21 protein-coding genes are annotated in these 22301 nt (G+C 47.5%); 11 read left to right on the top strand and 10 right to left on the bottom strand.

The features are described 5' to 3' along the window. Nucleotides 1–30 precede the first annotated feature (30 nt). The 7 genes from glgB to rho all read left to right on the top strand — a co-directional run bounded on the left by glgB (nucleotide 31) and on the right by rho (nucleotide 9991). A complete protein-coding gene (glgB, locus tag NATSA_RS02525; protein WP_336244673.1) occupies nucleotides 31–2232 on the top strand; it encodes a 1,4-alpha-glucan branching protein GlgB in 2202 nt (733 codons plus the stop codon). Nucleotides 2233–2250: 18 nt separating this feature from the next. Beyond that, the gene (malQ, locus tag NATSA_RS02520) at nucleotides 2251–3795 is read left to right on the top strand and encodes a 4-alpha-glucanotransferase (RefSeq protein ID WP_210510141.1); all 1545 of its coding nucleotides are present in this window, start codon (nucleotides 2251–2253) and stop codon (nucleotides 3793–3795) included. Between the two features lie 121 nt (nucleotides 3796–3916). After that, nucleotides 3917–4711: a glycogen/starch synthase gene (locus NATSA_RS02515; protein ID WP_210510140.1), complete on the top strand. Its 795-nt coding sequence runs from the start codon at nucleotides 3917–3919 to the stop codon at nucleotides 4709–4711. Nucleotides 4712–4727: 16 nt separating this feature from the next. Next, a complete protein-coding gene (locus NATSA_RS02510) occupies nucleotides 4728–5933 on the top strand; it encodes a hypothetical protein (protein ID WP_210510139.1) in 1206 nt (401 codons plus the stop codon). 5 nt (nucleotides 5934–5938) lie between these two features. Then, the gene (locus tag NATSA_RS02505) at nucleotides 5939–7234 is read left to right on the top strand and encodes a hypothetical protein (RefSeq protein ID WP_210510137.1); all 1296 of its coding nucleotides are present in this window, start codon (nucleotides 5939–5941) and stop codon (nucleotides 7232–7234) included. A 28-nt stretch (nucleotides 7235–7262) separates the two neighbouring features. Further along, nucleotides 7263–8567 (top strand): tetratricopeptide repeat protein, encoded by a 1305-nt coding sequence (locus NATSA_RS02500; protein ID WP_210510135.1) that lies wholly within the window; start codon nucleotides 7263–7265, stop codon nucleotides 8565–8567. A gap of 182 nt (nucleotides 8568–8749) precedes the next feature. Continuing rightward, the gene (gene rho, locus NATSA_RS02495; RefSeq protein WP_210510133.1) at nucleotides 8750–9991 is read left to right on the top strand and encodes a transcription termination factor Rho; all 1242 of its coding nucleotides are present in this window, start codon (nucleotides 8750–8752) and stop codon (nucleotides 9989–9991) included. Between the two features lie 126 nt (nucleotides 9992–10117). Here rho and NATSA_RS02490 read toward each other — a convergent pair whose 3' ends face one another. The 7 genes from NATSA_RS02490 to NATSA_RS02460 all read right to left on the bottom strand — a co-directional run bounded on the left by NATSA_RS02490 (nucleotide 10118) and on the right by NATSA_RS02460 (nucleotide 15743). Then, nucleotides 10118–10444 (bottom strand): rhodanese-like domain-containing protein, encoded by a 327-nt coding sequence (locus tag NATSA_RS02490; RefSeq protein WP_210510131.1) that lies wholly within the window; start codon nucleotides 10442–10444, stop codon nucleotides 10118–10120. Next, nucleotides 10441–11217 (bottom strand): LPS export ABC transporter ATP-binding protein, encoded by a 777-nt coding sequence (gene lptB / locus NATSA_RS02485; RefSeq protein WP_210510129.1) that lies wholly within the window; start codon nucleotides 11215–11217, stop codon nucleotides 10441–10443. Before lptB ends, NATSA_RS02490 begins: the two co-directional genes overlap by 4 nt. A gap of 11 nt (nucleotides 11218–11228) precedes the next feature. Beyond that, nucleotides 11229–12290 (bottom strand): M42 family metallopeptidase, encoded by a 1062-nt coding sequence (locus NATSA_RS02480; protein ID WP_210510127.1) that lies wholly within the window; start codon nucleotides 12288–12290, stop codon nucleotides 11229–11231. Between the two features lie 50 nt (nucleotides 12291–12340). Continuing rightward, entirely contained in the window at nucleotides 12341–13036 is a 696-nt protein-coding gene (gene purQ, locus NATSA_RS02475; RefSeq protein ID WP_210510125.1) for a phosphoribosylformylglycinamidine synthase subunit PurQ, read from the bottom strand. A gap of 316 nt (nucleotides 13037–13352) precedes the next feature. Further along, nucleotides 13353–13601 (bottom strand): phosphoribosylformylglycinamidine synthase subunit PurS, encoded by a 249-nt coding sequence (purS, locus tag NATSA_RS02470; protein WP_210510124.1) that lies wholly within the window; start codon nucleotides 13599–13601, stop codon nucleotides 13353–13355. A gap of 51 nt (nucleotides 13602–13652) precedes the next feature. Continuing rightward, the gene (miaA, locus tag NATSA_RS02465) at nucleotides 13653–14594 is read right to left on the bottom strand and encodes a tRNA (adenosine(37)-N6)-dimethylallyltransferase MiaA (RefSeq protein WP_210510121.1); all 942 of its coding nucleotides are present in this window, start codon (nucleotides 14592–14594) and stop codon (nucleotides 13653–13655) included. Between the two features lie 6 nt (nucleotides 14595–14600). Further along, nucleotides 14601–15743 carry a PorV/PorQ family protein gene (locus NATSA_RS02460; protein WP_246481632.1) on the bottom strand — a complete coding sequence of 381 codons (1143 nt, stop codon included), beginning with the start codon at nucleotides 15741–15743 and terminating at the stop codon, nucleotides 14601–14603. Between the two features lie 193 nt (nucleotides 15744–15936). On the opposite strand from NATSA_RS02460, the gene dnaN reads away from it, so the two are divergent. The 4 genes from dnaN (at nucleotide 15937) to NATSA_RS02440 (ending at nucleotide 19183) form a co-directional block, all read left to right on the top strand. Further along, on the top strand, nucleotides 15937–17052 hold the full coding sequence (dnaN, locus tag NATSA_RS02455) for a DNA polymerase III subunit beta (protein WP_210510119.1): 1116 nt from the start codon (nucleotides 15937–15939) through the stop codon (nucleotides 17050–17052). A 7-nt stretch (nucleotides 17053–17059) separates the two neighbouring features. After that, complete coding sequence (locus tag NATSA_RS02450; RefSeq protein WP_210510118.1) at nucleotides 17060–17875, top strand: SAM hydrolase/SAM-dependent halogenase family protein; 816 nt, start codon at nucleotides 17060–17062, stop codon at nucleotides 17873–17875. A gap of 75 nt (nucleotides 17876–17950) precedes the next feature. Then, a complete protein-coding gene (locus tag NATSA_RS02445; protein ID WP_210510116.1) occupies nucleotides 17951–18379 on the top strand; it encodes a SpoIIAA family protein in 429 nt (142 codons plus the stop codon). Nucleotides 18380–18427: 48 nt separating this feature from the next. Beyond that, the gene (locus NATSA_RS02440) at nucleotides 18428–19183 is read left to right on the top strand and encodes a class I SAM-dependent methyltransferase (RefSeq protein WP_210510114.1); all 756 of its coding nucleotides are present in this window, start codon (nucleotides 18428–18430) and stop codon (nucleotides 19181–19183) included. Nucleotides 19184–19307: 124 nt separating this feature from the next. Here the strand turns inward: NATSA_RS02440 and argS are convergent, their stop codons facing one another. The 3 genes from argS to NATSA_RS02425 all read right to left on the bottom strand — a co-directional run bounded on the left by argS (nucleotide 19308) and on the right by NATSA_RS02425 (nucleotide 22298). Continuing rightward, entirely contained in the window at nucleotides 19308–20942 is a 1635-nt protein-coding gene (argS, locus tag NATSA_RS02435; protein WP_210510113.1) for an arginine--tRNA ligase, read from the bottom strand. Between the two features lie 64 nt (nucleotides 20943–21006). Further along, nucleotides 21007–21726: a RadC family protein gene (gene radC / locus NATSA_RS02430; protein ID WP_210510111.1), complete on the bottom strand. Its 720-nt coding sequence runs from the start codon at nucleotides 21724–21726 to the stop codon at nucleotides 21007–21009. A gap of 113 nt (nucleotides 21727–21839) precedes the next feature. Continuing rightward, entirely contained in the window at nucleotides 21840–22298 is a 459-nt protein-coding gene (locus NATSA_RS02425) for a GNAT family N-acetyltransferase (protein ID WP_210510109.1), read from the bottom strand. Nucleotides 22299–22301: the final 3 nt, after the last annotated feature.

Genomic DNA, 22301 nt, shown 5'->3' with positions numbered 1-22301 from the left:
TGAAAACTATCCTCTAATAAATATTCGCCTGTGACAAAGAAATTGTTAGACCAAGCTCAGATACAAGCTCTTGAGCGGGCTGATCATTCCGATCCGTTTTCCATTCTCGGGCCTCATTCGGTCAGTAAAGGTAAAAAAAAGGGGATAGTGATACGCACCGTTCAACCTAACGCGGAAATTGTAAAGATATGGTATGAAAACGGCACATCCTACCATGAAATGTCAAAAATCAGCGAAGCTGGTGTTTTTGAGGCATTTTTTGAAGGTAAAAACGAGAGTTTTGACTACTACTATGAAATTGTTCCGTTTGAAGGTGCCGAGTATACGCTCCACGATCCCTATTCTTTTGGCCCGACACTGAGTGATTACGATTTGCAGCTCTGGGGAGAAGGTACGCACAGAAGGGCCTATGAATGGATGGGCGCCCATCTGATGGAAATAGGCGGTATTGCCGGTACACGTTTTGTTGTCACGGCACCGGGTGCGAAACGGGTGAGCGTAGTTGGGTCATTCAATGACTGGGACGGGCGAAGGCATCCCATGCGCAAGTATCACGAGCAGGGATTATGGGAGATTTTCATTCCCGGGCTGGCGGACGGGGATGTCTACAAATACGAAATTGCAGTTGAGGGGCAGGATGTCCCGCTGCTAAAGGCTGATCCGTACGCCTTTTACTCGGAAATGCGGCCCCGTAATGCTTCCATAATAAAGAATATCAACACTTACGAGTGGTCCGACAGTGAGTGGATGAGCAAAAGGAATAAATCGTTTGACGCCCCGATGTCCATTTATGAGGTGCATCTGGGATCCTGGAAAAAAAAGGAACTCGATCCTTCCGGCTTCCTGTCATACCGCGAGCTTGCAGATGATCTGGTTAGTTACGTAAAAGAACTTGGATACACTCACATCGAGCTGCTCCCGGTTGCCGAGCATCCCTACGACCCCTCCTGGGGTTATCAGATAACCGGCTATTATGCAGCGACTTCCCGGTTCGGTCCACCGGAAGATCTTATGTATTTCATTGACAGGTGCCATCAGGAAGACATCGGTGTGATTGTGGACTGGGTTCCTGCGCACTTCGCAAAAGATGATCACGGTCTGCGCATGTTCGACGGAACCGCCCTGTATGAGCACGTCGATCCGCGCCAGGGTGAGCACAGGGACTGGGGGACACTGATTTTCAACTTCGGCCGCACAGAGGTGCAGAATTTCCTTATCTCCAACGCTGTTTTCTGGTGCGACAAATTCCATATAGACGGGCTCAGGGTGGATGCCGTGGCATCGATGCTGTATCTCGACTACTCCCGTGAAGACGGTGACTGGGTTCCGAACCAGTATGGAGGGCGTGAAAATATTGAAGCCATCAACTTTGTGAAGCGTTTCAATGAAGTTGTCAACGAAGAATTCGACGGCGTTGTGACTATGGCCGAAGAGTCCACTTCCTGGCCGATGGTGTCCCGCCCGACTTATATCGGCGGACTCGGGTTTGATTACAAGTGGAATATGGGCTGGATGAATGATACGCTGAAGTACATGGCGATTGATCCGATATTCCGAAAATATCATCACAATCAGCTTACATTCTCCCTGATTTATGCTTTTACGGAGAATTTCCTTCTGCCGCTGTCGCACGATGAAGTGGTGCACATGAAGCGTTCGCTGATTTCCAAGATGCCCGGCGACGACTGGCAAAAATTTGCAAATCTGAGGCTCCTGTACACATATATGTTCTGCCATCCGGGGAAAAAGCTTCTGTTCATGGGCGCAGAACTGGCGCAATGGTCCGAGTGGAACAGTGAAAAATCACTAGACTGGAACCTGCTCGAATATGAGCGGCATAAAGGCATCCATACCCTCATTCGTGACCTGAACAAACTCTACAAGGAGCAGAAACCGCTGTATCAGATTGATTTTGACTGGAGCGGATTTCAATGGATCGATTTTTCAGATGCCGACAGCGGCATACTTGCCTTTATCCGGAAAGGCAAAAATGATTATGACTCGGTAGTATGCATTTTCAATTTCACACCGCAGGTTCATTACGATTATTATATCGGAGTGCCCAAAGAGGGAAAATACCGTATTCTGTTCAACAGTGACTCCGAATTTTACGGAGGCAGCAACTTCGGAAATGCGGAACTTGAAGCCGTCGAGGGAGAGTGGCATAATCAGCCGGCCAGTATTCAGATCAATATACCGCCTCTTGCAGGACTGGTAATCAAATCAGAGTAATTAATACATTATTTTTTTATGGATTTTACGAGATCATTCGGTACGCTTGTCCACCCGACATCATTTCCGTCCGACTATGGCATTGGAGACCTGGGAGAAAAAGCCTACCGCTTTATTGACTTTCTTGAGGAAACACACCAGGGGGTTTGGCAGATTCTGCCCCTTGGTCCGACCGGATTCGGCAATTCCCCTTATGCCAGTTACTCGGCATTTGCCGGAAATCCCTACCTTGTTAGTCCCGAGGTGCTCAGGGCAAAAGGGCTTCTCACGGCATCAGAACTGGAAGAAAGCAGGCTGCCTCAATCAACAACAGCAGATTATGACAAAGCCTACGCCATAAAAGACAAGCTGTTCAATATTGCGTGTGAACGCTTTTATCAGAAATCTGATGAGAAGGAGAAAAAAAGGTTCAGGGCATTCAAGAAAGACAACAGCCACTGGCTGGATGATTATGTCCTGTTTATGGCCTGTCTGCTTGAAAACGATAAAAAACCGTGGAACCAGTGGGATGAGGCGCTGGCCAGGCGTGAGGGCAAGGCACTCAGTAACGCCAGAAAGCGGCTGAAAAAGCGCATTGAATCTCAGTACTGGATACAGTTTGAGTTTTTTGAGCAGTGGATGGCCCTGCGTAAATATGCGAACGGCAAGCAGATAAAAATTATCGGTGACATTCCGATTTTCGTCGACCATAACAGTTCCGATGTTTGGGCAAACAAGAAATTTTTTGATGTTGATGAAACCGGAAACCGGTTGCTTGTTTCCGGTGTGCCGCCGGATTATTTCAGCGAGACGGGACAACTGTGGGGGAACCCGCTATATCGCTGGAAGGAGCTGGAAAAAGACGGCTATAAATGGTGGATTGAACGTTTCCGGCAGATGTTTGTCATGTTTGATGCTATCCGTGTTGATCATTTCAGAGGATTTGACGCTTACTGGGAGATCAAGGCTGATGCTAAAACAGCTCAAAACGGGCGATGGGTTAAAGGGCCCGGAGAAAAACTGTTTTTTGCCATTGAAAAAGAACTTGGCAAGCTGCCCATCATCGCTGAAGACCTGGGGGTTATTACTCCTGATGTGGTCAGGCTGAGGGATCAGTTCAACTTTCCTGGCATGAAAGTACTTCAATTCGCATTTGATGATCCCGGCAATGGATTTCTTCCGCACAACTATGGGACATCCAACTGCATCGTTTATTCGGGGACACACGACAACGACACGACTATTGGCTGGTACCAGCAGGCTCCTGAGAAAGAGCGCAACTATCTCAGGGAGTATACACAGTCTGACGGTTCGGATGTCAGCTGGCAGCTTATCCGTCTGGGTATGCTGTCGGTTGCCAATCAGGCTATCTTTCCGCTTCAGGATTTTATGGACCTTGACGGGGAGCATCGCATGAACTTCCCCGGAACTACTGAAAACAACTGGTTGTGGCGGTATACGGATGAGATGCTGGAAAGTCTTGACAGAGAACGGATACGGCATATTGCCGCAATCAGCAACAGGAACTCCAGAGATGCCCGGGAAGACTCAAATATCTCCGATATTGAGGCAGAAGAGCCTTGAATATTTTAATCTAAGGCCGATTTTCCGTATCTTTACAAGATTAACCAAACACGATTTGATCGTTCACCAATACTATTGTCCGGATTGCCAAAGGCAGTTCTGAAAAGTCAAACGTCTTACTATGAAAATTTTATATGCCGCTGCAGAAATATCACCTTTCGCACGCATGACACACACTGCAGATCTGCTGCGTTTTTTGCCGGCATCACTGCAGGATAAAGGGTTTGAAATTCGGTTGCTACTCCCCAAATACGGTTCGATCAACGACAGGCGCAACCGGCTTCATGAGGTAATACGGCTTGCGGGTATAAAAGTACGTGTTGCCGACCGGGATGAGAGCATGCGCATAAAAGTTGCAAGCATTCCCAATGCCAAGCTTCAGGTCTATTTTCTCGATAACGACACTTTTTTCAAAAGGAAAGGTCTGTTTACTGACGAGAAGACCGATACTTTTTTTCCTGATAATGATCAGCGCCTCGTTTTTTATAATAAGGGTGTTCTGGAAACCGTTAAGAAACTCGGCTGGAAGCCCGACGTAATTCATTGCCATGACTGGGCGTCCGGTTTTATCCCGGTTTTTCTGAAGTCTGTTTATAAAAACGATGACAATTTTTCGAATACCCGGGTAGTTTTTAATGTGCACAGTGCAACAAATCACGGCATATTTGATGAAAGCATCCTGGACATAATGGCACTTCCTGACGACTTTGACCGAAGTTCCGTTATTTTCGACGGCAAGGTAGACTTTCTCAGGGCCGGTCTGCGTTATGCAGATCACATTGTGACCGGCAATGAGCTTGGCAGCGAGCTTGATGATACATTCAGTCAGATCGGTGTCACACCCGACAAAATTCAGGGCTCACCCCAGGATGTGTCAGCAAAATTTGCCGATTACTACAAAAAAATTACCGAATAACACAGGTTTTCAATATATGCAAACGTTCGACGGCATCTCCAACCGTCTGACATTATCCCTTGCGTTGCTTCTGACCATATGGATTTTTTCAGGTTGTGATGATACTCCTGTTGTCGGCGGTGATCTGTCTCCTGACGATGCCTCTGTCAAAGCAGACACCGTGTTGCTGGATGACACCTCCATTATCAGTACTCCATCGTTCAGCGGAAACAGACAATATGTAACCACCGGAAGTGTTGATGATCCGGCTATCGGGCAACTGTTTGCAACAGCCATGCTGAGACCTTCCATCGATCGCGAAGAGGGAGCAGACAGTATCGGGCCGGGTGCCGCGGCCAGCATCGCCCTGAGTCCCGATTATTTTTACGGGATGGAGGCGGAGCCGGCCAGCTATCACATCGTGGAAATCGAAAGGCGCTGGAGAAGCAGCTCCTGGCGCTATGATTCCATTCCGGAACTCGGACATTCTGTTGTTGCAGAATTTACTCTTACCGACAGTGACTCGATTGTTGTTCCCCTTGATCAGCAATGGGCCGACAAGTACCGTGAAATCTTCATGACGGAATCCGATGCGGTCCGGGATTCATTATATGAAGCAGAAATGCATGGACTGGCAATTGTTCCTGCCGACGATAACGGCAAAATGTTCTCATTTGAACCGTCTCAGGCTGAACTGCTTTTTGAAACTGCTGACGGTGAGGGTGGAATCAGCCAGGAATTCCGGCGATGGGCTGTTTCGCTTGAAAAAGATCTCACCTTCAGTAATGATGCAGACGGAAGCCGGCTGGTCTTCAATACCATGAGACACATGCTGGAACTTGATATTGAATTTACAGAAGAATTCCTGGGCACAAACAATTTTTCGCGAGTCGAACTCGTGATGTATAAAGATACAGTGAGTATGCAGCAGGATGTTCCGTCAACATTTCTGCGTCCGGGTTCCGAAACCATGCGGGTGTATCAGCTGGAAGACGAGCAGTTGGATTTCGCCATTACAGCAGACCCCACATTCCAGTCAAACATTCGTTCTGAAGACAACTCATTCCGGTTCAATCTGACCAATCTCGTTAATGAACGGCTTCATCTGAATTCGGATTCCCGTAAATTGTATGGTGTTATCGGCGCCAATGACGGAAGAGTTTTCCCGCACATTATTTCAGGTAAAAACGACCCGGGACGAAGCCCCAAGCTACTCATAACCAGTTTCTCCAAAGATCAGTAAGCATTATGCAAAAGTTAATCACAACACTGGCTTTAGCTGCTTTTCTCGTTGTGGGTCTTTCAGCCAGCTCTGAGTCCCGCGATATATGGAAGGGCGGGTCGGTATACTCCCACTATGGTCTTGGAACACCATACGATTTTCGGGCAACGTATGCAGACGGAATGGGAGTTTACGGGGTTGCCATGCATGATAACCGTATTTCGAGTGTCGCCAACCCGGCTTCATGGTCACGGGCGGTTTTCACCAACGTCAGCGGTGTTTTTGAAATGAAAAGCCATGATGCAACATTCGGAACAGAGCAGGTCCAGTCAACCCAATTCCAGACCGGACCGTTTCAGATGGTTATGCCTATTTATCGCGATCGAATGGGTGTATCATTATCCATCACACCCAAAACCAGCTCAAGATATACCACTCTGAACGATTATGTACTTCCGGCCAGTCAAAACCATTCCGGGTCGGATCTTAATTATTCTATTGAAAATCAGGGCAGCGGAGGCATAAACAAAATCGAAGCCGGTATTGGTATCCGCTTTACAAGGCATTTGTCGGTCGGTTATGCTCCGTCTCTGTTTCTTGGATCCATTAACAGAACGCAAACGGTTTCATTCGAGGATGCCGATTACCGCTCATCCAATCTTAAAGAATCTACATCGCACTACGGGTTTGGGAACCGTTTTGGACTGTACTACTCCAGAAGAGACGCCTTCAGGCAGAATGATCGTGCGGCATTTGGATTAATGGTATCATTGCCCGTAAATTTTGTTTCGGAGAGAAGTCTTGAAACACGGGTTGATTTCATGGATGTCGATGTGAGACCGGCTTCGGAATATGGCGATGGTGATGCCACATATCCGCTTGAAGCTAGCGCTGGATTTTCCTACAATATTAACCCGGCCCTTCAGCTCAGCACAGACCTTCTCTATCAGAACTGGGATAACTACTCAAATTTCAATGGCGAATCTGATCCCAATCTTCAGGACAGGTTCCGTGCCGGACTGGGCGGACAGTATATCGCTCCCCGAAGAGACGGTGCGACCATGTTTTCGAACTTTGTATACCGGCTGGGCGTATCATACGATACAGGCAACCTGAAACTTAATGATTCAAGCATTGAAACGTTTTCGATACATGCCGGTATTGGTATTCCGTCTTCAAGGACCAACTCCTCCATTGATATTAATGCCGAGTATGGGTTCCGAGGAACGGACAGCGACGGACTGGTTTCGGAAAGAGTGTTTGGCCTCAAGGTTTCATTCAACTTGTCTGAACTGATGTTCATACAACGACGTCTGCAGTAGCAACAACTTTAAGTATAATTTCAAGACCATGATTAGATCAACGTTATTCCTGCTTATTTTTCTTGTAGCTGCAGGGTCAGCTCATTCACAACCATTCGGTTACACTCCGCTTCAGATTCAGTCGCTGTTTTCTGAAGACTACCGGAATGAACAGTATGAAACCGCCCTGGTTTACGGCCGCTGGCTGACAGAAGCACATCCGACTCAAATGGAGGAATATCCCGGAAACTACCGTGGAGACCGCAACTTCCGCAGAATGATCAATATTTACGAGCATATGTCCGAACAGCAGGATGATCCCTCGCTGCGGGAAGCCTATCTTGACTCCGCTCTGCAGATGTATGACAGGGTGTTTGCACTTTTCGATGACGAACAGATCGACAAATACCGGTGGCATTTTAACCGCGGGCGCTTTTTCCAGGAGCATGCCGATTACATAAGCAATGCTCATCAGCAGGCACTGGAAGATTATGAGACCATGTTCAATATGGACACGCAAAGGGCTACGGAAGCCGGAAACGGATACTATGTTCAGATCATGGTGCAGAACTATGCAAGAAGAAATCAGACTGACAGAGCCTTTTCCATAATCAATAGTGCCGAACCATATGCGGATGACAACCTCAGGGAGTTTTTTGCCGAAACCCGTAATGAGCTGATTACCGATCCGGAAGAACGTATTGAGCTGCTATTGGGAGATCTGGAAGAGGATCCGTCAAATCTGGGTCTTATGGATGAGCTTTATGAGTTGTATATGGCGATCGGCGACTCTGAACAAGCGGAGGATATGGCCGTCAGAATGTACGAAGAAGACCCCAGTGCAGAAAATATTCTCAGACTGGCGAATAAGCATCAGGATCGCGGAGACTATAGTGAGGCCAACCAATACTTCCGGGAAGCTCATGAAGTTCAGGAAGGATCTGAAAAAGCTGAAAGCTCACTTCGTATTGCAGAAAACTATCTGAGCATGAGGGAGCTTCAGGAAGCAAGAAATTATGCACGGCGTGCTGCCAATGAAGATCCGAACTGGGGAGAACCCAAGATCACCATTGCCAGGATATACGTTGAAGCAGTATCACGTTGTGCCGGCGGCGATATGGGCAGAAGAGACAAAGCTGTATATTGGTTAGTACTGGATTACCTTGATGAGGCAAAAGAGCGTAACTCAGGTGTAGCCAGTACGGCTGACAGACTCTACCGGACTTATGAACCGGTTACGCCAACAGCCGAAGAGAAATTCTATCAGAACTGGAATACCGGTGAATCTCTTGAAATCAATGGTTCGCTGAGAGATTGTTATTCCTGGATTGCCGAAGAGACTACGGTCAGATAACATGCAATGAGCATGTAGGCGGCTCCCTGGAATTCTCTACATTTCTGTGAAATAATCAATCTGTCCGGATAATCGGGACAGCAGGAGTGCGGAATGCATCTGTACTGTATTCGCTATGCCTGTTTAAATACTTCGGCTGATGGTACTGGTACTGTATTCACATCTACGACAACAATAAAACTATGAGTAATTCTCAGGATAAAAAAAGTCGCAACAGAAAACGGAAGAAAAACAAAAACCGTCCCAAAGGAAAAAAAGGCGGCAACCAGAATCGTGGTGGTGGTCTTCCCAATTTTCTTGACAATCAACATGTAAAGCCGGCCGGTGTATATTCCGGGGTGATGGAACTTACGGAGAAAGGTGTCGGATTTTTGAGAAAATTTGATCACGAATTTTCAGCGACACAGCAGGATCCGTTCGTTATGCCGGAGATGGTTCGGTTTTTCAATTTGAAACCGGGGCTACTTGTTGAGGGAGAAATTGAAAAAGATCAGCGTGGCAATCAGAGACTGGTAAGTGTCAGCAAGGTTAATGGTGAACCGTATGAAGTCTGGGCAAAAGCAGTCAGGTTTGACCTACAGACACCCATCATGCCAATTGAACAGATCAAGCTGTCACGAACTCCTGATGAGACAGAACAGCGTGTTATTGATCTTATAGCTCCCATTGGCAAAGGCCAGCGTGCCTTGATTGTGGCGCCTCCCAGAACAGGGAAGACGGTTCTTTTGAAAAACATAGCCAGGTCCATTGACGATTACCATCCGGATATTGAGCTGGCTGTGCTGCTTGTGGATGAGCGGCCTGAGGAGGTTACAGATTTTATCCGAACCACCAGGGGAAGGGTGTTTGCATCATCCAATGACAAGTCCACCAAAAGCCATACGCGTATTTCCGAACTGGCGCTGGGCTATGTCAAGCGAAAAGCGGAAATGGGTAAAGACTCAGTGTTGCTTATCGACTCAATAACGCGCCTGAGTCGTGCCTACAATGCCGCACAAGCAGGCGGGGGGCGTACCATGTCGGGCGGACTCGATATTCGCGCACTTGACATCCCTAAGAAAATTTTCGGTTCTGCAAGAAAAATCGAAAACGGAGGCTCGCTTACCATCATTGCTACCTGTCTTGTGGAAACGAATTCCAGAATGGATGACCTTATATTTGAGGAATTTAAAGGAACTGGCAATATGGAGCTGGTTCTTGACCGCGAGATCGCAAATGACAGAATTTTCCCGGCTATTAATATTGCAGCATCAGGTACCCGAAACGAGGACAAGTTTATCGACGATTCACTTGAGGAGCGGAACATGGTAAGGCGATATTTGCTTAAAAAATCACCCAAGGAGTCCATGGCGAGCCTGCTTCAGGTCCTCAAGCGCACAGAAAGCAACGAAGAGCTGCTTAATCAGATTGCCGCGTATGTGTAACAGTGTGTCAGTGTGTCAGTTTCACAGTTGACAGTTGATCAGATAAGACAATATTCGGTTTTATTGGCCAGTAATCGCAGGGGCACGTTTTGCGCGAGAAGAGTGAGATGATATTCAGGAGCCCGCTCAGTACTTTGGCAGGCTTGGATCAATGTCATCAGCCCATTTCAGGACACCACCCTTGAGGTTTCTGACATTCTGAAAACCTTCAGCCAGCAGCATACGGCATGCTTCGGCACTCCGTGCCCCGCTGCGGCAGTAGATGATAACCGGCTTTTCCTTGTTGCTTTCAATCTCGGAAATCCTGCTGCCAAGTTGTCCCAGCGGAATCAGATCACCTCCGATATCCACAAGGTCTTTTTCAAACCGTTCCCGTACATCAAGCAGATAAACGGGTTCATCATTATCCAGTAATTCTTTTAACTCCTGAACGGTAACTTCTTCTACAGTCATTTCTGAGTTTCCTTTTCAGTTTCGTAGTTATATCGGTCAAGCCGAAATTGTTCACCAAGATACAGTTTTCTGGCTTCTTTGTCTTCAGCAAGAAAGTCTGAAGAGCCTTCCTTGAGAATTCTGCCCTCAAACATAAGATAGGCACGGTCTGTAATAGCCAGTGTCTCATGAACATTATGATCAGTAATCAGAATTCCAATATTTTTCTCTTTCAATCCGGAAATAATTTGCTGTATATCTTCTACGGCTATGGGATCTACACCGGCAAAAGGTTCGTCAAGCAGCAGAAAGTTGGGCTTGGTTACCATGGCCCTGGCAATTTCCGTCCGGCGCCGTTCGCCTCCGGATAAATTATATCCTTTACTGTTGATGACAGTCTGAAGATTGAATTCTTCAATGAGTTCGTCCGCACGTTCTCTTCTTTCCTGTTTGGACAAATCATAAAACTCCAGGACGGATTCGAGGTTTTGCCGCACGGTAAGATTGCGGAAAACACTGGCTTCCTGTGACAAATAGCCGATTCCGAGCCGTGCCCTCCGATACATCGGAAGAGACGTGATGTTTCTGTCGTTCAGGAACACCTTTCCCTTCTCAGGCCGGATCAGACCAACAACGATATAAAATGTTGTCGTCTTACCGGCTCCGTTAGGGCCGAGCAAACCCACAATCTGTGACTGGTTCACAGATATGGATACATGGTCAACGACGGTCCGTTTTTTGTACCGTTTGACCAGGTCATTGCAGTAGAGTTTTTGTTGCCCGATTGACGTCATTAATTACTAATTCAATTGTCAGTGGCTTTTACAACGTCAGAGTCTTGCAAAAAGGTATTTGCCTGAGATATGAGATGTGTGCCAAGTGTTATGGTATCATCTATATCACTGCCGTGGGCAGACTCCACGGTACTGTGAACATAGCGGGTAGGGATGGAGAGACATGATACATGTGCACCAATACCGGTAAGATACTGCATGGCAGGTGTATCTGTTCCGCCAGATGTGAGTATTTCACGCTGAAGGGATATGTCATGTTGGTTTGCAGTATCTTCAATGTATTGTACAAATGACGGAGAGGAAATTACGCTGCCATCCATGATTTTGACAGCAGGTCCTTTTCCAAGTTCGGTAATCTTTTTTTGAGCGGATACACCCGGAATATCATTGGCAATGGTGATGTCCATGGCCAGGCCTGCATCGGGCCTGATCGTTTCTGCGGAGACACGGACACCTCTGAGACCAACCTCTTCCTGAACCGTGAAAACAGCAAAGAAACTGATATCATCCGGCACGGTGACCTTTTTCAGTATTTCTATCAGACAGTAAACCGATAATCTGTTGTCCAGAGATTTAGCGGTAACAAGGTCGCCCATTCTGATGCAGGAGCGGTCTCTGACAACTGGTGTTCCGACAGGTACAAGTTCCTTGACCTTGCTTGCAGGCAATCCGACATCAATAAAGAGATCATCGATGTTTGGGGCACGCTTTTTTTCCTCATCAGTAAGTACATGGGCTGGTTTCCCTCCCAAGACACCGGGAAGGTTCTTTTTCCCCAGCACGGTAACACGTTGAGCAAAGAGTGTTCTGGGGTCAAAACCCCCGAGCGTATGAAACCTGATGAAACCCTGCTCATCTACATAAGTTGTCATCAGTCCGATCTCATCCATATGAGCTGCAGCCATTACCCTCTTTTTACCCGCACCCTTTTTGATAATGAGATTGCCCATGGTATCTGTGGAAACGGAGTCACCAAAAGGTGCCGCTTCAGAAGATACAAGGCTGCGAATTTGTTGCTCAAACCCCGGTATTCCGGGTGTTTTTACGATTCTTTTAAGAAGGTTGAAATCCATTTTTCGAAAATATTATATCGGTTGACTAATCCCGGAAAGGCATTCTGAAATCAGACGGATGAAAGATGCGAAATGGCCGAATCGAATATCAGTTTTCCATGATCAGAGCCAAGCCGGGTCTCTACAGCTCTTTCAGGATGGGGCATCATACCGACCACATTGCCCTTGCGGTTGCATATACCAGCAATATTTGCGGCTGAACCGTTCGGATTGGAATCATGGCTGATGTTTCCCCGCTGATCACAATATCTGAAAACGATCTGATTGTTATCCTCCAGTTCTTTCAGCAAGTCGTTTTCAGCAAAATAATTGCCTTCACCGTGGGCGACCGGGATATTGAGAATGGTGTCATCCGGAATGGCGTTTGTAAAAGGAGTCTGCCTGTTTTCGCACCGAAGATGCACAAATTTGCAGGTAAACCGAAGCTGTTCATTGGCCATCATGGTCCCGGGAAGCAAACGTGCTTCAAGAAGAATCTGAAAGCCGTTGCAGACACCTAGCACGGGGCCACCGGACTCGGCAAATGCGACTACTTCATTCATGACAGGAGAGAATCGGGCAATTGCTCCGCTGCGAAGATAATCCCCGTATGAAAAGCCGCCGGGAACAATTACGGCATCAACATCACCCAGCTCTTTCTCTTTGTGCCAGATGAATGTGGTTTCAATGTTATGAATGTGCTTGATCGCATGATAAGCATCATGATCGCAATTGGACCCGGGAAAAACAAGTACGCCGAATTTCATCTGTTTAAATGTTTGGATTTATATCGTCACATGTAATGCCATGACTGTATTTGATCATACGCCTGTGTGTCCGCGCCTGCCCGGTCATGAACATTTCATCTGTATAAAATTTCTGATTTATAATGTCAGATAGAATGACATGACCGTTTTTGATCATGCTCATGTGTGTCCGGATTTCGGCCGGTCATGATCATTTCATGTGTTTAAGATTTTGTTTATGTCTTCAGAAGTGGTGCCCTTACATAATTAATCATACGCTGGAATGTCCGGCAGCCTGCTGGTTACAGACACTGCATATATACTGTATGAGCTTGTTTCAGGCGTTGTCGGGGATACGGATTTCGTAATTTTCCATCACGGTGTTTGCAAGGAGCTTTTCACTTGCCTCGCGTGCAACTTCTCTGGCCTTTTGCGGATCTGTTGTGTCGACTTCAAGTTGTATGAATTTTCCTATCCGGACACCCTTTATATCTTCAAACCCAAGGTTTTCCAGAGCGTGGTGTGACGCTTTCCCCTTAGGATCGAGGATGGACTCACGGAGTGTGATAATGATTTCTACCTGCATAACGGTTTATTTATTGGGAATGAATGATGGCAACTGTAGAAGGTAACGCCTTTAGGAATCAGCTTCCAGTTTATGAATATCCTCAAGAATATAATGGATAATGTCGTCAGTTGAATTGTGTGACTGATTGATCCAGCGGGCACTGTCTTTCCAGCGACGAAACCATGTAATCTGACGCCGGGCATAACGGCGCGTATTGGTCTTAATGGCTTCTGTCATTTGTGCTTCGGTAGTATTGTCTTTTAAATATTCTATTACTTCTCTGTAACCGACCGTCTGAAGGGACTGTAAACCGGGAGTGTATCCCATGTCAAGAATCGAGCGGACTTCATCAACTAGCCCCTGCTCCAGCATGGTATCAACACGGTGGTTTATCCGTTCATGCAACTCGGGACGGTCCCGGTAAAGGCAGTATAAGAACGTGTTGTCTGGCATGTCTAAATCATGGTTTTTATGAAAGCTGCTGAAGGGCTTTCCTGTCTGCATCCAGACATCCAGCGCCCGGAACATCCGGTGCCGGTTTGGGCCGTCAACACGGGCAGCATATTCAGGGTCAATTTTTTTCAGTTTCTGCTCAATGTACTCAAGACCATGTTTTTCGGATTCGGACTCCAGCTTTCTGATGTTTTCTTCATTGCGTGGCGGGACAGGGTCAAAAGGGCGGATCAGGGATTCGATGTAGAGTGTGCTTCCGCCTGATATTATGGCAGGTTTTCCGGTTTTTCGGATATCATCAATCCACTCTGTTGCGCTGGCTGCAAAGTCAGCGGCTGTAAATGTTTCATCTGGGTACAGGGTAGAAATATGGTAATGCGGAATTTCCTCTAAAATTGCTTCAGACACTTTGGCAGTACCTATATCAAGATATTTATAGCATTGACGTGCATCGGCAGAAATTACAGGAGCCGTGAATAATCGGGCCAATGCTATGGAGAGTTCAGTTTTTCCGGTGGCTGTAGGACCTGTTATTATGATTACAGGAGCAGGGGACAAATTAATTTACAGCGTTAGTTGAAGGGAAATTCGGTGTGTAAAGCCCAGGTCGGAAGCGATGCCGGCAAAGCTGCTGAATCCGTAATCAACCGAAAAAGCACCGATTTTCAGTCCGCTGCCGAGAGTAGGCGATACAAAAACATCATTTTCATCATCTATGTGCACATCAGTGATACCGGCCCGGACAAATACCACATCCTTGTAACCAAGTTCGGCACCAAGATGAGGCTGGAAGCTGACGTCTCCGAGATTGATATAATAGGTCCGGCGGCCTTCGAATAAAATGTCAGTATCAAAAGCTGTTGTCAGCAAGTAATCACCGAATTTAAAAATCCGGCTACCTCCGATCTTTATGGAAGGCCTGACATATTCGTTGGTTCCTTCTGGAAGTGTTTCAGGTTCACCGGTTTCAGGATTGATGAAACTTTCAAGTGCTTCAAGTTCACTATGATCAACAGACCAGAACTTCATCAATGTGGTAAGGTTCATGACATTAACGCCGAACTGATAGCGCTCTCCACGCATCTGAACACCGGCATCAATGCTGTAGCCCCAGGCATCAGCAAACGGGCCAAGCCGCGAGTTCAGCACTTTGGCAGAAACACCCCAGTGCCATTCTGAGGAAAAGCGATTGGCGTAGGACAGAAAGAAAGCCATGTCAGCTGTACTGAATTCACGCATGTAGCTTTCAGGGTCTGAACGCGGACGATTTTGCTCAGGATCCCACGCATGCAGTGTGTTTTTGATCCCATCCACGCCCTGCCGGAAAAAGCTTACTGCGGCTACACCGTCTGAACCGCTGATAGGTATGGCAACGGCGCCATAGTCATATCCCACAACGCCGGCAAATCGCTCGGAATGCATATAGGCAAACTGCCAGTCTTCAATTCCGGAAAGTCCTGCAGGGTTCCAGTAGCCGGACAGAACATCATTTGTCACCGAGGTATACGCGCTGCCCATTCCAAGGGGTCTTGCACCACCGCCAACGGAAAGGAAATCACCGCCGTATTTAGCCTGTTCAAATCCCTGGCTGTATGCCGGAAGAGCTATGAATAGCAGCAGGGTAGCCAGGAGACTGTTGCGCAAGGTCATCTGAAAAAAAGAAAGGTGTTGATAGATATATAGCGTATCTGCAATTAAAGCACGCAAAAAGTATCCGGTACCGGATCGTATTCTATGCTCCGTTAAAAACGCAGTTAACGTGTCCGTTATTCTTACTAATATAAGAAATGACATGAATTGATTCAGGCTTTACTATTTCTTAGAATAAAATCCGGATTTTTGTACTTTACACTTCAACCAAAGAGCACACTTCAAAATTTTTCAACGATCAGGTAAATCTATGAAATTCAACGTCACAAGCGGAGATCTGGTAAGAAGTCTTACAGCTGTAATCGGCGCCGTTCCCAGCAAGGCCACGCTTCCGATACTGGAAACAGTCTTATTTGAGACCGAAGACAGCCGGATTAAACTGAGTGCCACTGACCTGGAAGTCAGTATTATTGAGTATGTTGATGCAGATATTGAAAACGAAGGTTCCGTCGCCGTACCGGCGCGCCGCCTGATTGAAACATTGCGGCAGCTTCCCGACATTCCTGTCACTTTTGAAGTTGATGACAAGGCCCAGGTAAGGTTCCGGACCGATAAGGGAACCTACAAGCTTGCTGGTGAAAAATCAGAGGATTTTCCTGATATGCCGGCACTGACGGAAGGCCAAAGCATAAATATTGAGACGGAAAGCCTTAAAGATGCCATTAAAAAAACCAGCTTTGCCGTTTCAAGCGATGATTTGCGTCCTGCCATGATGGGTGTTTTTTTCGATATAGGTGAAGAGGACAGCCGTATTGTTGCAACTGACGGTCATCGTCTCGTGCGGCTGGTACGAAGCGATATTTCTGCGGCCAAATCAGTCTCTTTCATCGTGCCGGAAAAAGCTCTGACCCTGGTTGGCAAGGCTCTTGATGATTCCGGATGTGTCATGATGGTTACCGATGATCACGTCAGTTTCAAGTCCGGTAAAACCATGGTGATCACACGGCTGATCAATGAGCAGTATCCGAAGTACGAGTCGGTCATACCGAGAGAAAATGACAAAACACTGAAGATCAACCGCGAGCACATGCTGGCGACCGTCAAGCGCGTTGCCGTTTTTTCAAGCTCCACGACCAGGCAGATCAGACTGGAAATGAAGCCTGATGAAATCATGATATCGGCGGAAGATCTTGATATGAGCAGTGAGGCCAAAGAAAGTATCGCCTCAGAATACTCGGATGAACCCATGGAAATCGGATTCAATGCAAGATATCTGCTTGATGTCCTGAATAATATCGATGATCCTGAGGTTATGTTCGAGTTCTCCACACCCAACCGGGCCGGTATTGTGCGTCCGTCCGTTCAGGATGACAATGAGGATATGCTGATGCTTGTAATGCCTGTAATGCTCAATAGTTACAGTTGATGCAGAAATGTCTTCAACATCCCGCATTATTACCCTGACGACAGACTTCGGCAGCCGGGATTATTATGTCAGTGCGATGAAAGCCGTGATCCTCGGGATCTCGCCGAATGTTCGCCTGGTTGATATCTCCCATGATATTCCCCCGCAGGATGTCATGGCTGCCGCATGGATCCTGAAAAATACGGCATTCCTGTATCCTCCCGGGACGGTTCACCTGGCTGTTGTGGATCCGGGGGTCGGCAGCATGCGAAAGCCGCTGCTGGTCAAGATCAGGGATCAGTTTTTTGTCGGTCCGGACAATGGCCTGTTCTCTCTTGTGATGGAGGACGAAACTTCAGAAGTGATTGAGCTGGATAATCGAAGTTACTGGAGAGATGCCATTTCGGCTACGTTTCACGGCCGGGACATATTTGCGCCGGTTGCAGCCTGGTTGTGCGAGCAGGATCCTGAAGAGGGCATCGGCAAATTCGGGACAGAGCTTACTGAACTTACCAGATACAAATGGGCAAAGCCGATTTCCGATGAAGAGGGTATCCAGGGATGGATTGTTCATATCGACAGATATGGCAATCTGATTACCAACATTCCTGATACATTGATCAAAGAAAAGAACATCAGATCCAATGTGAAAATCTATGCTGGTAATACAATTCTGAAAAAAATAAGCCGTTCATATACGGACGTTCCGGACGGTGAAGCAATTGCTTTGATCGGGAGTTCCGGTATGCTGGAAATAGCAATCAATAAAGGCAGCGCCGAACAGATGCTTGGTATTGAAAAGGGAGCACCTGTTTCGCTGGTGGTTCAAAAAAATGTTTCCTGAAGATTAATAATGGTATATTTTGGCATTAACCACTGGTAAAAACAGTTATTGGTTAAGGACTGTAACAAAGTATTTATGACACGTATTGTAGTTGATGAGAATCGCTGGCCGATTGTCATTATAACTTTTTCGGGAAAGGAAACACGCCCGGATATTGAAGAGCTGATCAGCAGGGTGGATGAGTTTCGTAACCGGAATGAGGATTTCTGCTTTGTGATGGATCTTCGTGAAATTGGAAACCTTGACGGCGAAGTGAGGGAGAAGATATTATCCTGGCTGAAAAGCTCGGACATGCATGAGCTGGCCGGAACGGCAATGGTGGTTTCTTCCTCCATTATGCGGATCTATTTATCCACAATGCTTTGGTTGTCCCACTATCGCTTTGGCAACAAATCGTTCTTCAAGCATAAAACCGTTTTCTCCATGAAAGATGCGTACGAATGGTCCAGATACCGTCTTGACCTGCATCGGCCCGGAAGTCCAAGGAACTCCGACCGGAAATAAAGGGTTCGCTTTCCCGGACACAGTTGATTCCTGATTTTTATCCTGAATATGAAAGAAACCGATGCGTTCGGAAGATGGTCTCCTCAGGCCCTGTTATTGAATCCGGGGAAACTCCACAAGGCACCTGCTTTTTACTTTGCCCCGGAAAGTCTTGCAGAGCGAAGTAATTTGTGGAAAATGACGGCCCTGGGGTATGAGCCCTTCTGGCGCCGCTTCTCCAGTACGCTGCTAACCGGAAACCGCTGGAATGTGAAGGATGAATGCCGTCATATGATTCAGCTGCTGCAGCCTTCGGAAAATGAGATTCTTGTTGATGCCGGCTGTTCCACCGGATTGTATGCCCGAGTGATTCTTGAAGAAAAACCGGATGCTTCCGTGATCTTGCTTGATTATTCGCAGCACATGCTGATGCAGGCCGTGAAATTAATGCCCGAAGGGAATAATGCATCCTTTCTTGCATGTGATGCTGCATCGGTTCCAATTTATTCTGATGCAGTGGATGGCATTGTAATGGGAGGGACGCTGAATGAACTGACGAGGCCGGATGCTGTTTTAACGGAATTGTCCAGACTGCTGAAGCACGGCGGGCGTGCTGTAGTTATGTTCCTGGCTACTGAAAGCAAGACAAACTCTGTATTACTGCGCCTGCTGTCAAAAGGGGGTATATGGGTGCCGGCAGTGGATTTTGCTTGCCGGCTGTTTGACAAGGCCGGTTTTGAAATCAGGGAAAAACGAGAGGCCGGGCTGATGAGAATCGTCAGACTTGAGCTGAAGCAGGATTTCACTCAGTCAGACCTGAATTGAGACAGGTCTGGACTAAAGCAGGGACGGGCTGAAAAAAGCGCCGGATCAGGGCCGGCGTCGGTTGAAAAAATGTCCCGCAATGAAGCTAGCAATACGCAACAGGATGCGTGGCCATCTGACCGAGCTACATCCGGTCCGGCGCATTAATTCCAAGAATACCAAGGCCGTTTGACAATACCGTAGCAGTAACGGTGAGCAGTTCGGTCCGGGCTTTGGCAAGCTTTTCGTCTTCACCAAGAATCCTGCAGTCGTGATAAAAACGGTGGAAAGCCGTTGCAAGCTCGTTCAGATAGTTGATAATCTTGTGAGGTTCGCGGTGTCCGGCGGTGCTTTTGATTACCTCCGGAAATTCAAGAACCCGTTTGATGAGGGAGATTTCAGACTCATGCCGGAGTAATGTGAAGTCGGGCTCAGCGTTTTCAAAATCGTACGTTTCCCTGACTTTTCTCATGATGCTTTGAATGCGCGCATGGGCATACTGCAGGTAAAAAACAGGGTTCTTTTCCCCGGCTTCCTTGGCCTCGTTGATGTCGAACTCCAGGTGTGTGCCGGGAGCCCTCATAAGGAAGAAAAAACGTGTAACATCAGCACCGACCTCATCCATGAGCTCGTCAAGTGTAACAAAATTGGCTTTGCGGGTACTCATCTTGAAGGGCTTTCCATCTTTTACAATGGTCACAAACTGATATACGATGACATCAATTTTACTGCTGTCAAAGCCACAGGCCTCTACGGCTGATACAACATCGGGATAGGTTGCAATGTGGTCTGCACCGAAGATATCAATAGCCAGGTCAAAGCCACGCGAGAGCTTGTTTATGTGATATGCAATATCCGGGAGCCGGTAAGTAGGCTCACCGGAGCTTTTGATCAATACCGTATCTTTGTCCTTGCCGAACCCCGTCGTTTTGAACCAGGTTGCCCCTTCGCTTTCGTAAATCAGACCCTTTTGCTTCAGCAAGTCGATGACTTTGTCAATGGATCCGTCCTCATACAGTGTGTTTTCGTTAAAGAAGGAGTCCATCGAGATATTCATCCGCGCAAGTGTCCGTTTTATATCCTCGAATATGCTTTCTTCGGCGGCTTTTTTGAATACGCCAAGATGTTCTTCACCGGCCAGATCATCACCATGATCTTCACGAACCTGCCGGGCGATATCAGTGATATAGGCGCCTTCATAGCCTCCTTCAGGGAATGTTGCATCAACCCCGATTTCCTGCAGATAACGCGCACGAACACTTTCAGCCAGCACTCTCATTTGTCTTCCGGCATTGTTGAAATAGTATTCCCGCTCAACTTTGGCACCTGCCCATTCAAGTACTCTGGCGACGGTATCCCCAAGTACCGCATTGCGGCCGTGACCTACAGTCAGCGGTCCGGTCGGGTTGGCACTGACGAACTCTACCTGGATATGCTTACCCTGAAGCACATTGCTGCGGCCGTACTGATCTTTCTTTCGGAAAGCATCCATCAGCTGTTCACTCAACCAGTTTTCGGAAAACCGGAAATTAATGAAACCGGGTCCGGCAACTTCAACACTCTTGATAAAACCGGACTGTGTTTCTATATGTGAGGCTATTTCTTCAGCAATTTTTGCCGGACTGTTTTTCAGGGTTTTGGCCAGAACGAGCGCAATATTTGTTGCGGCATCGCCATGTTCCGGAGAACGGGGTTTTTCGATGGTGATCTCCGGAATCTCGAGACCGGGTGCCATTTTTTGCAGTGCTTCTGTAATTTGTTGCTTAAGGTAATCTTGCATCGTCGGGATTGAGTTGTTTGTTCGAAGCCCCAAATATACAAGCTTTAGCGGAAGGATGTCGCATTTATCCCATCAATCCTTCTGCTCTCATGCTCAGGTAATCATATCCGGCAATGATGATGTGGTCGTCTACGGTAATATCCAGAAGATCTCCGGCCTGGACAATTTTTCTGGTAATGGAGATGTCGGCTTTGGAAGCCCGGCGATTGGCCGAGGGATGATTGTGCACGATGATGATACTGTTGGCTTCGTTCATGATGGCCTGGCGCATCACTTCAGAGGGATCAACAATTGTGGCCGTTTTCCCGCCCTTGCTGATAACCTGGTGTCCGTTGACCGCCTTTGCCGCATTCATGAAAACAACAAGAAACTGCTCTGTCTGAAGATCGCGCAGTCTTGGCCCGAAAAACGCCGCAACGTCTTCAGGGGTATGAAAAAACAGGGGCTTGGCATTTCCGCCGGATTGCAGCCGGCGGGACAGCTCAAACGCAGCTTCAAGAGTGATCGCTTTGACATCAGCCACGCCTTCGACGATCCGCAGCTCTCTCCAGCTTTTTCGTACCAGCTTGTGCAAGCCTCCGAAATGATCGAGCAGCGACCGGCAGGTGTCCAGTACATTCATTTTCCGGCTGCCAGTACGCATCAGAATTGCCAGAATTTCGGCATCACTCAGGCTCTCTGTTCCATACCGCATGAGCCGCTCTCTGGGTTGTTCGTCTTCGGCAAGATCCCTGACCATGGGTTTTCTCTTTCCGGTTTGCCGGTACTCTCCGGTAGCTTGCATTTAATCCCCCGTTTTAAAAAAATAGGTTATGTTGGATTGTGCGTGAATACTGTTGACAGCAAAACACGCACAGTATCAGAGGGAGTTGCAGAATCACAAAACCTTACAGTCCGTCATTGCCGGACTTTCTCCATTTTGTAATGCTTGCCAATATCCGGAATCATAAATTCACCTGAAGTGACCCTGTAGCCCATTTTTTTGTAAAACGGCACCGCGTGAGCCCGTGCATTGCACCAGATCCGGATACATCCATATTGTTTGGTCAGGTCATTTTCAGCCTTTTCCAAAAGCGCCCGGCCCACTCCTTTGCCCTGCCACCGGGTCTCCGTGCCCATCCCGCGCAGCTGCCAGGCCGGCGGTTCCTCACCGGGATGATGAAGCAAAGTCAGACATCCGATGGGCGTTCCCCCGGAAAAAGCCCCGAAATGGTGGGTGTCCGGCAGGGAATCCTCAGAGAAAACCGCTGTTTCGACCGGCTTTCCGTGCCGCAACAGCCGGGCACGCAAGGGCAGGATTTCATCCGACCCGGCCCGGCGAAATTCAACTCCGGATAATCCGGAACGGGATATCATCGC

Source organism: Natronogracilivirga saccharolytica (genome assembly GCF_017921895.1).
Lineage (GTDB): Bacteria > Bacteroidota > Rhodothermia > Balneolales > Natronogracilivirgulaceae > Natronogracilivirga > Natronogracilivirga saccharolytica.
This window is presented reverse-complemented; position numbering and strand designations above follow the sequence as displayed.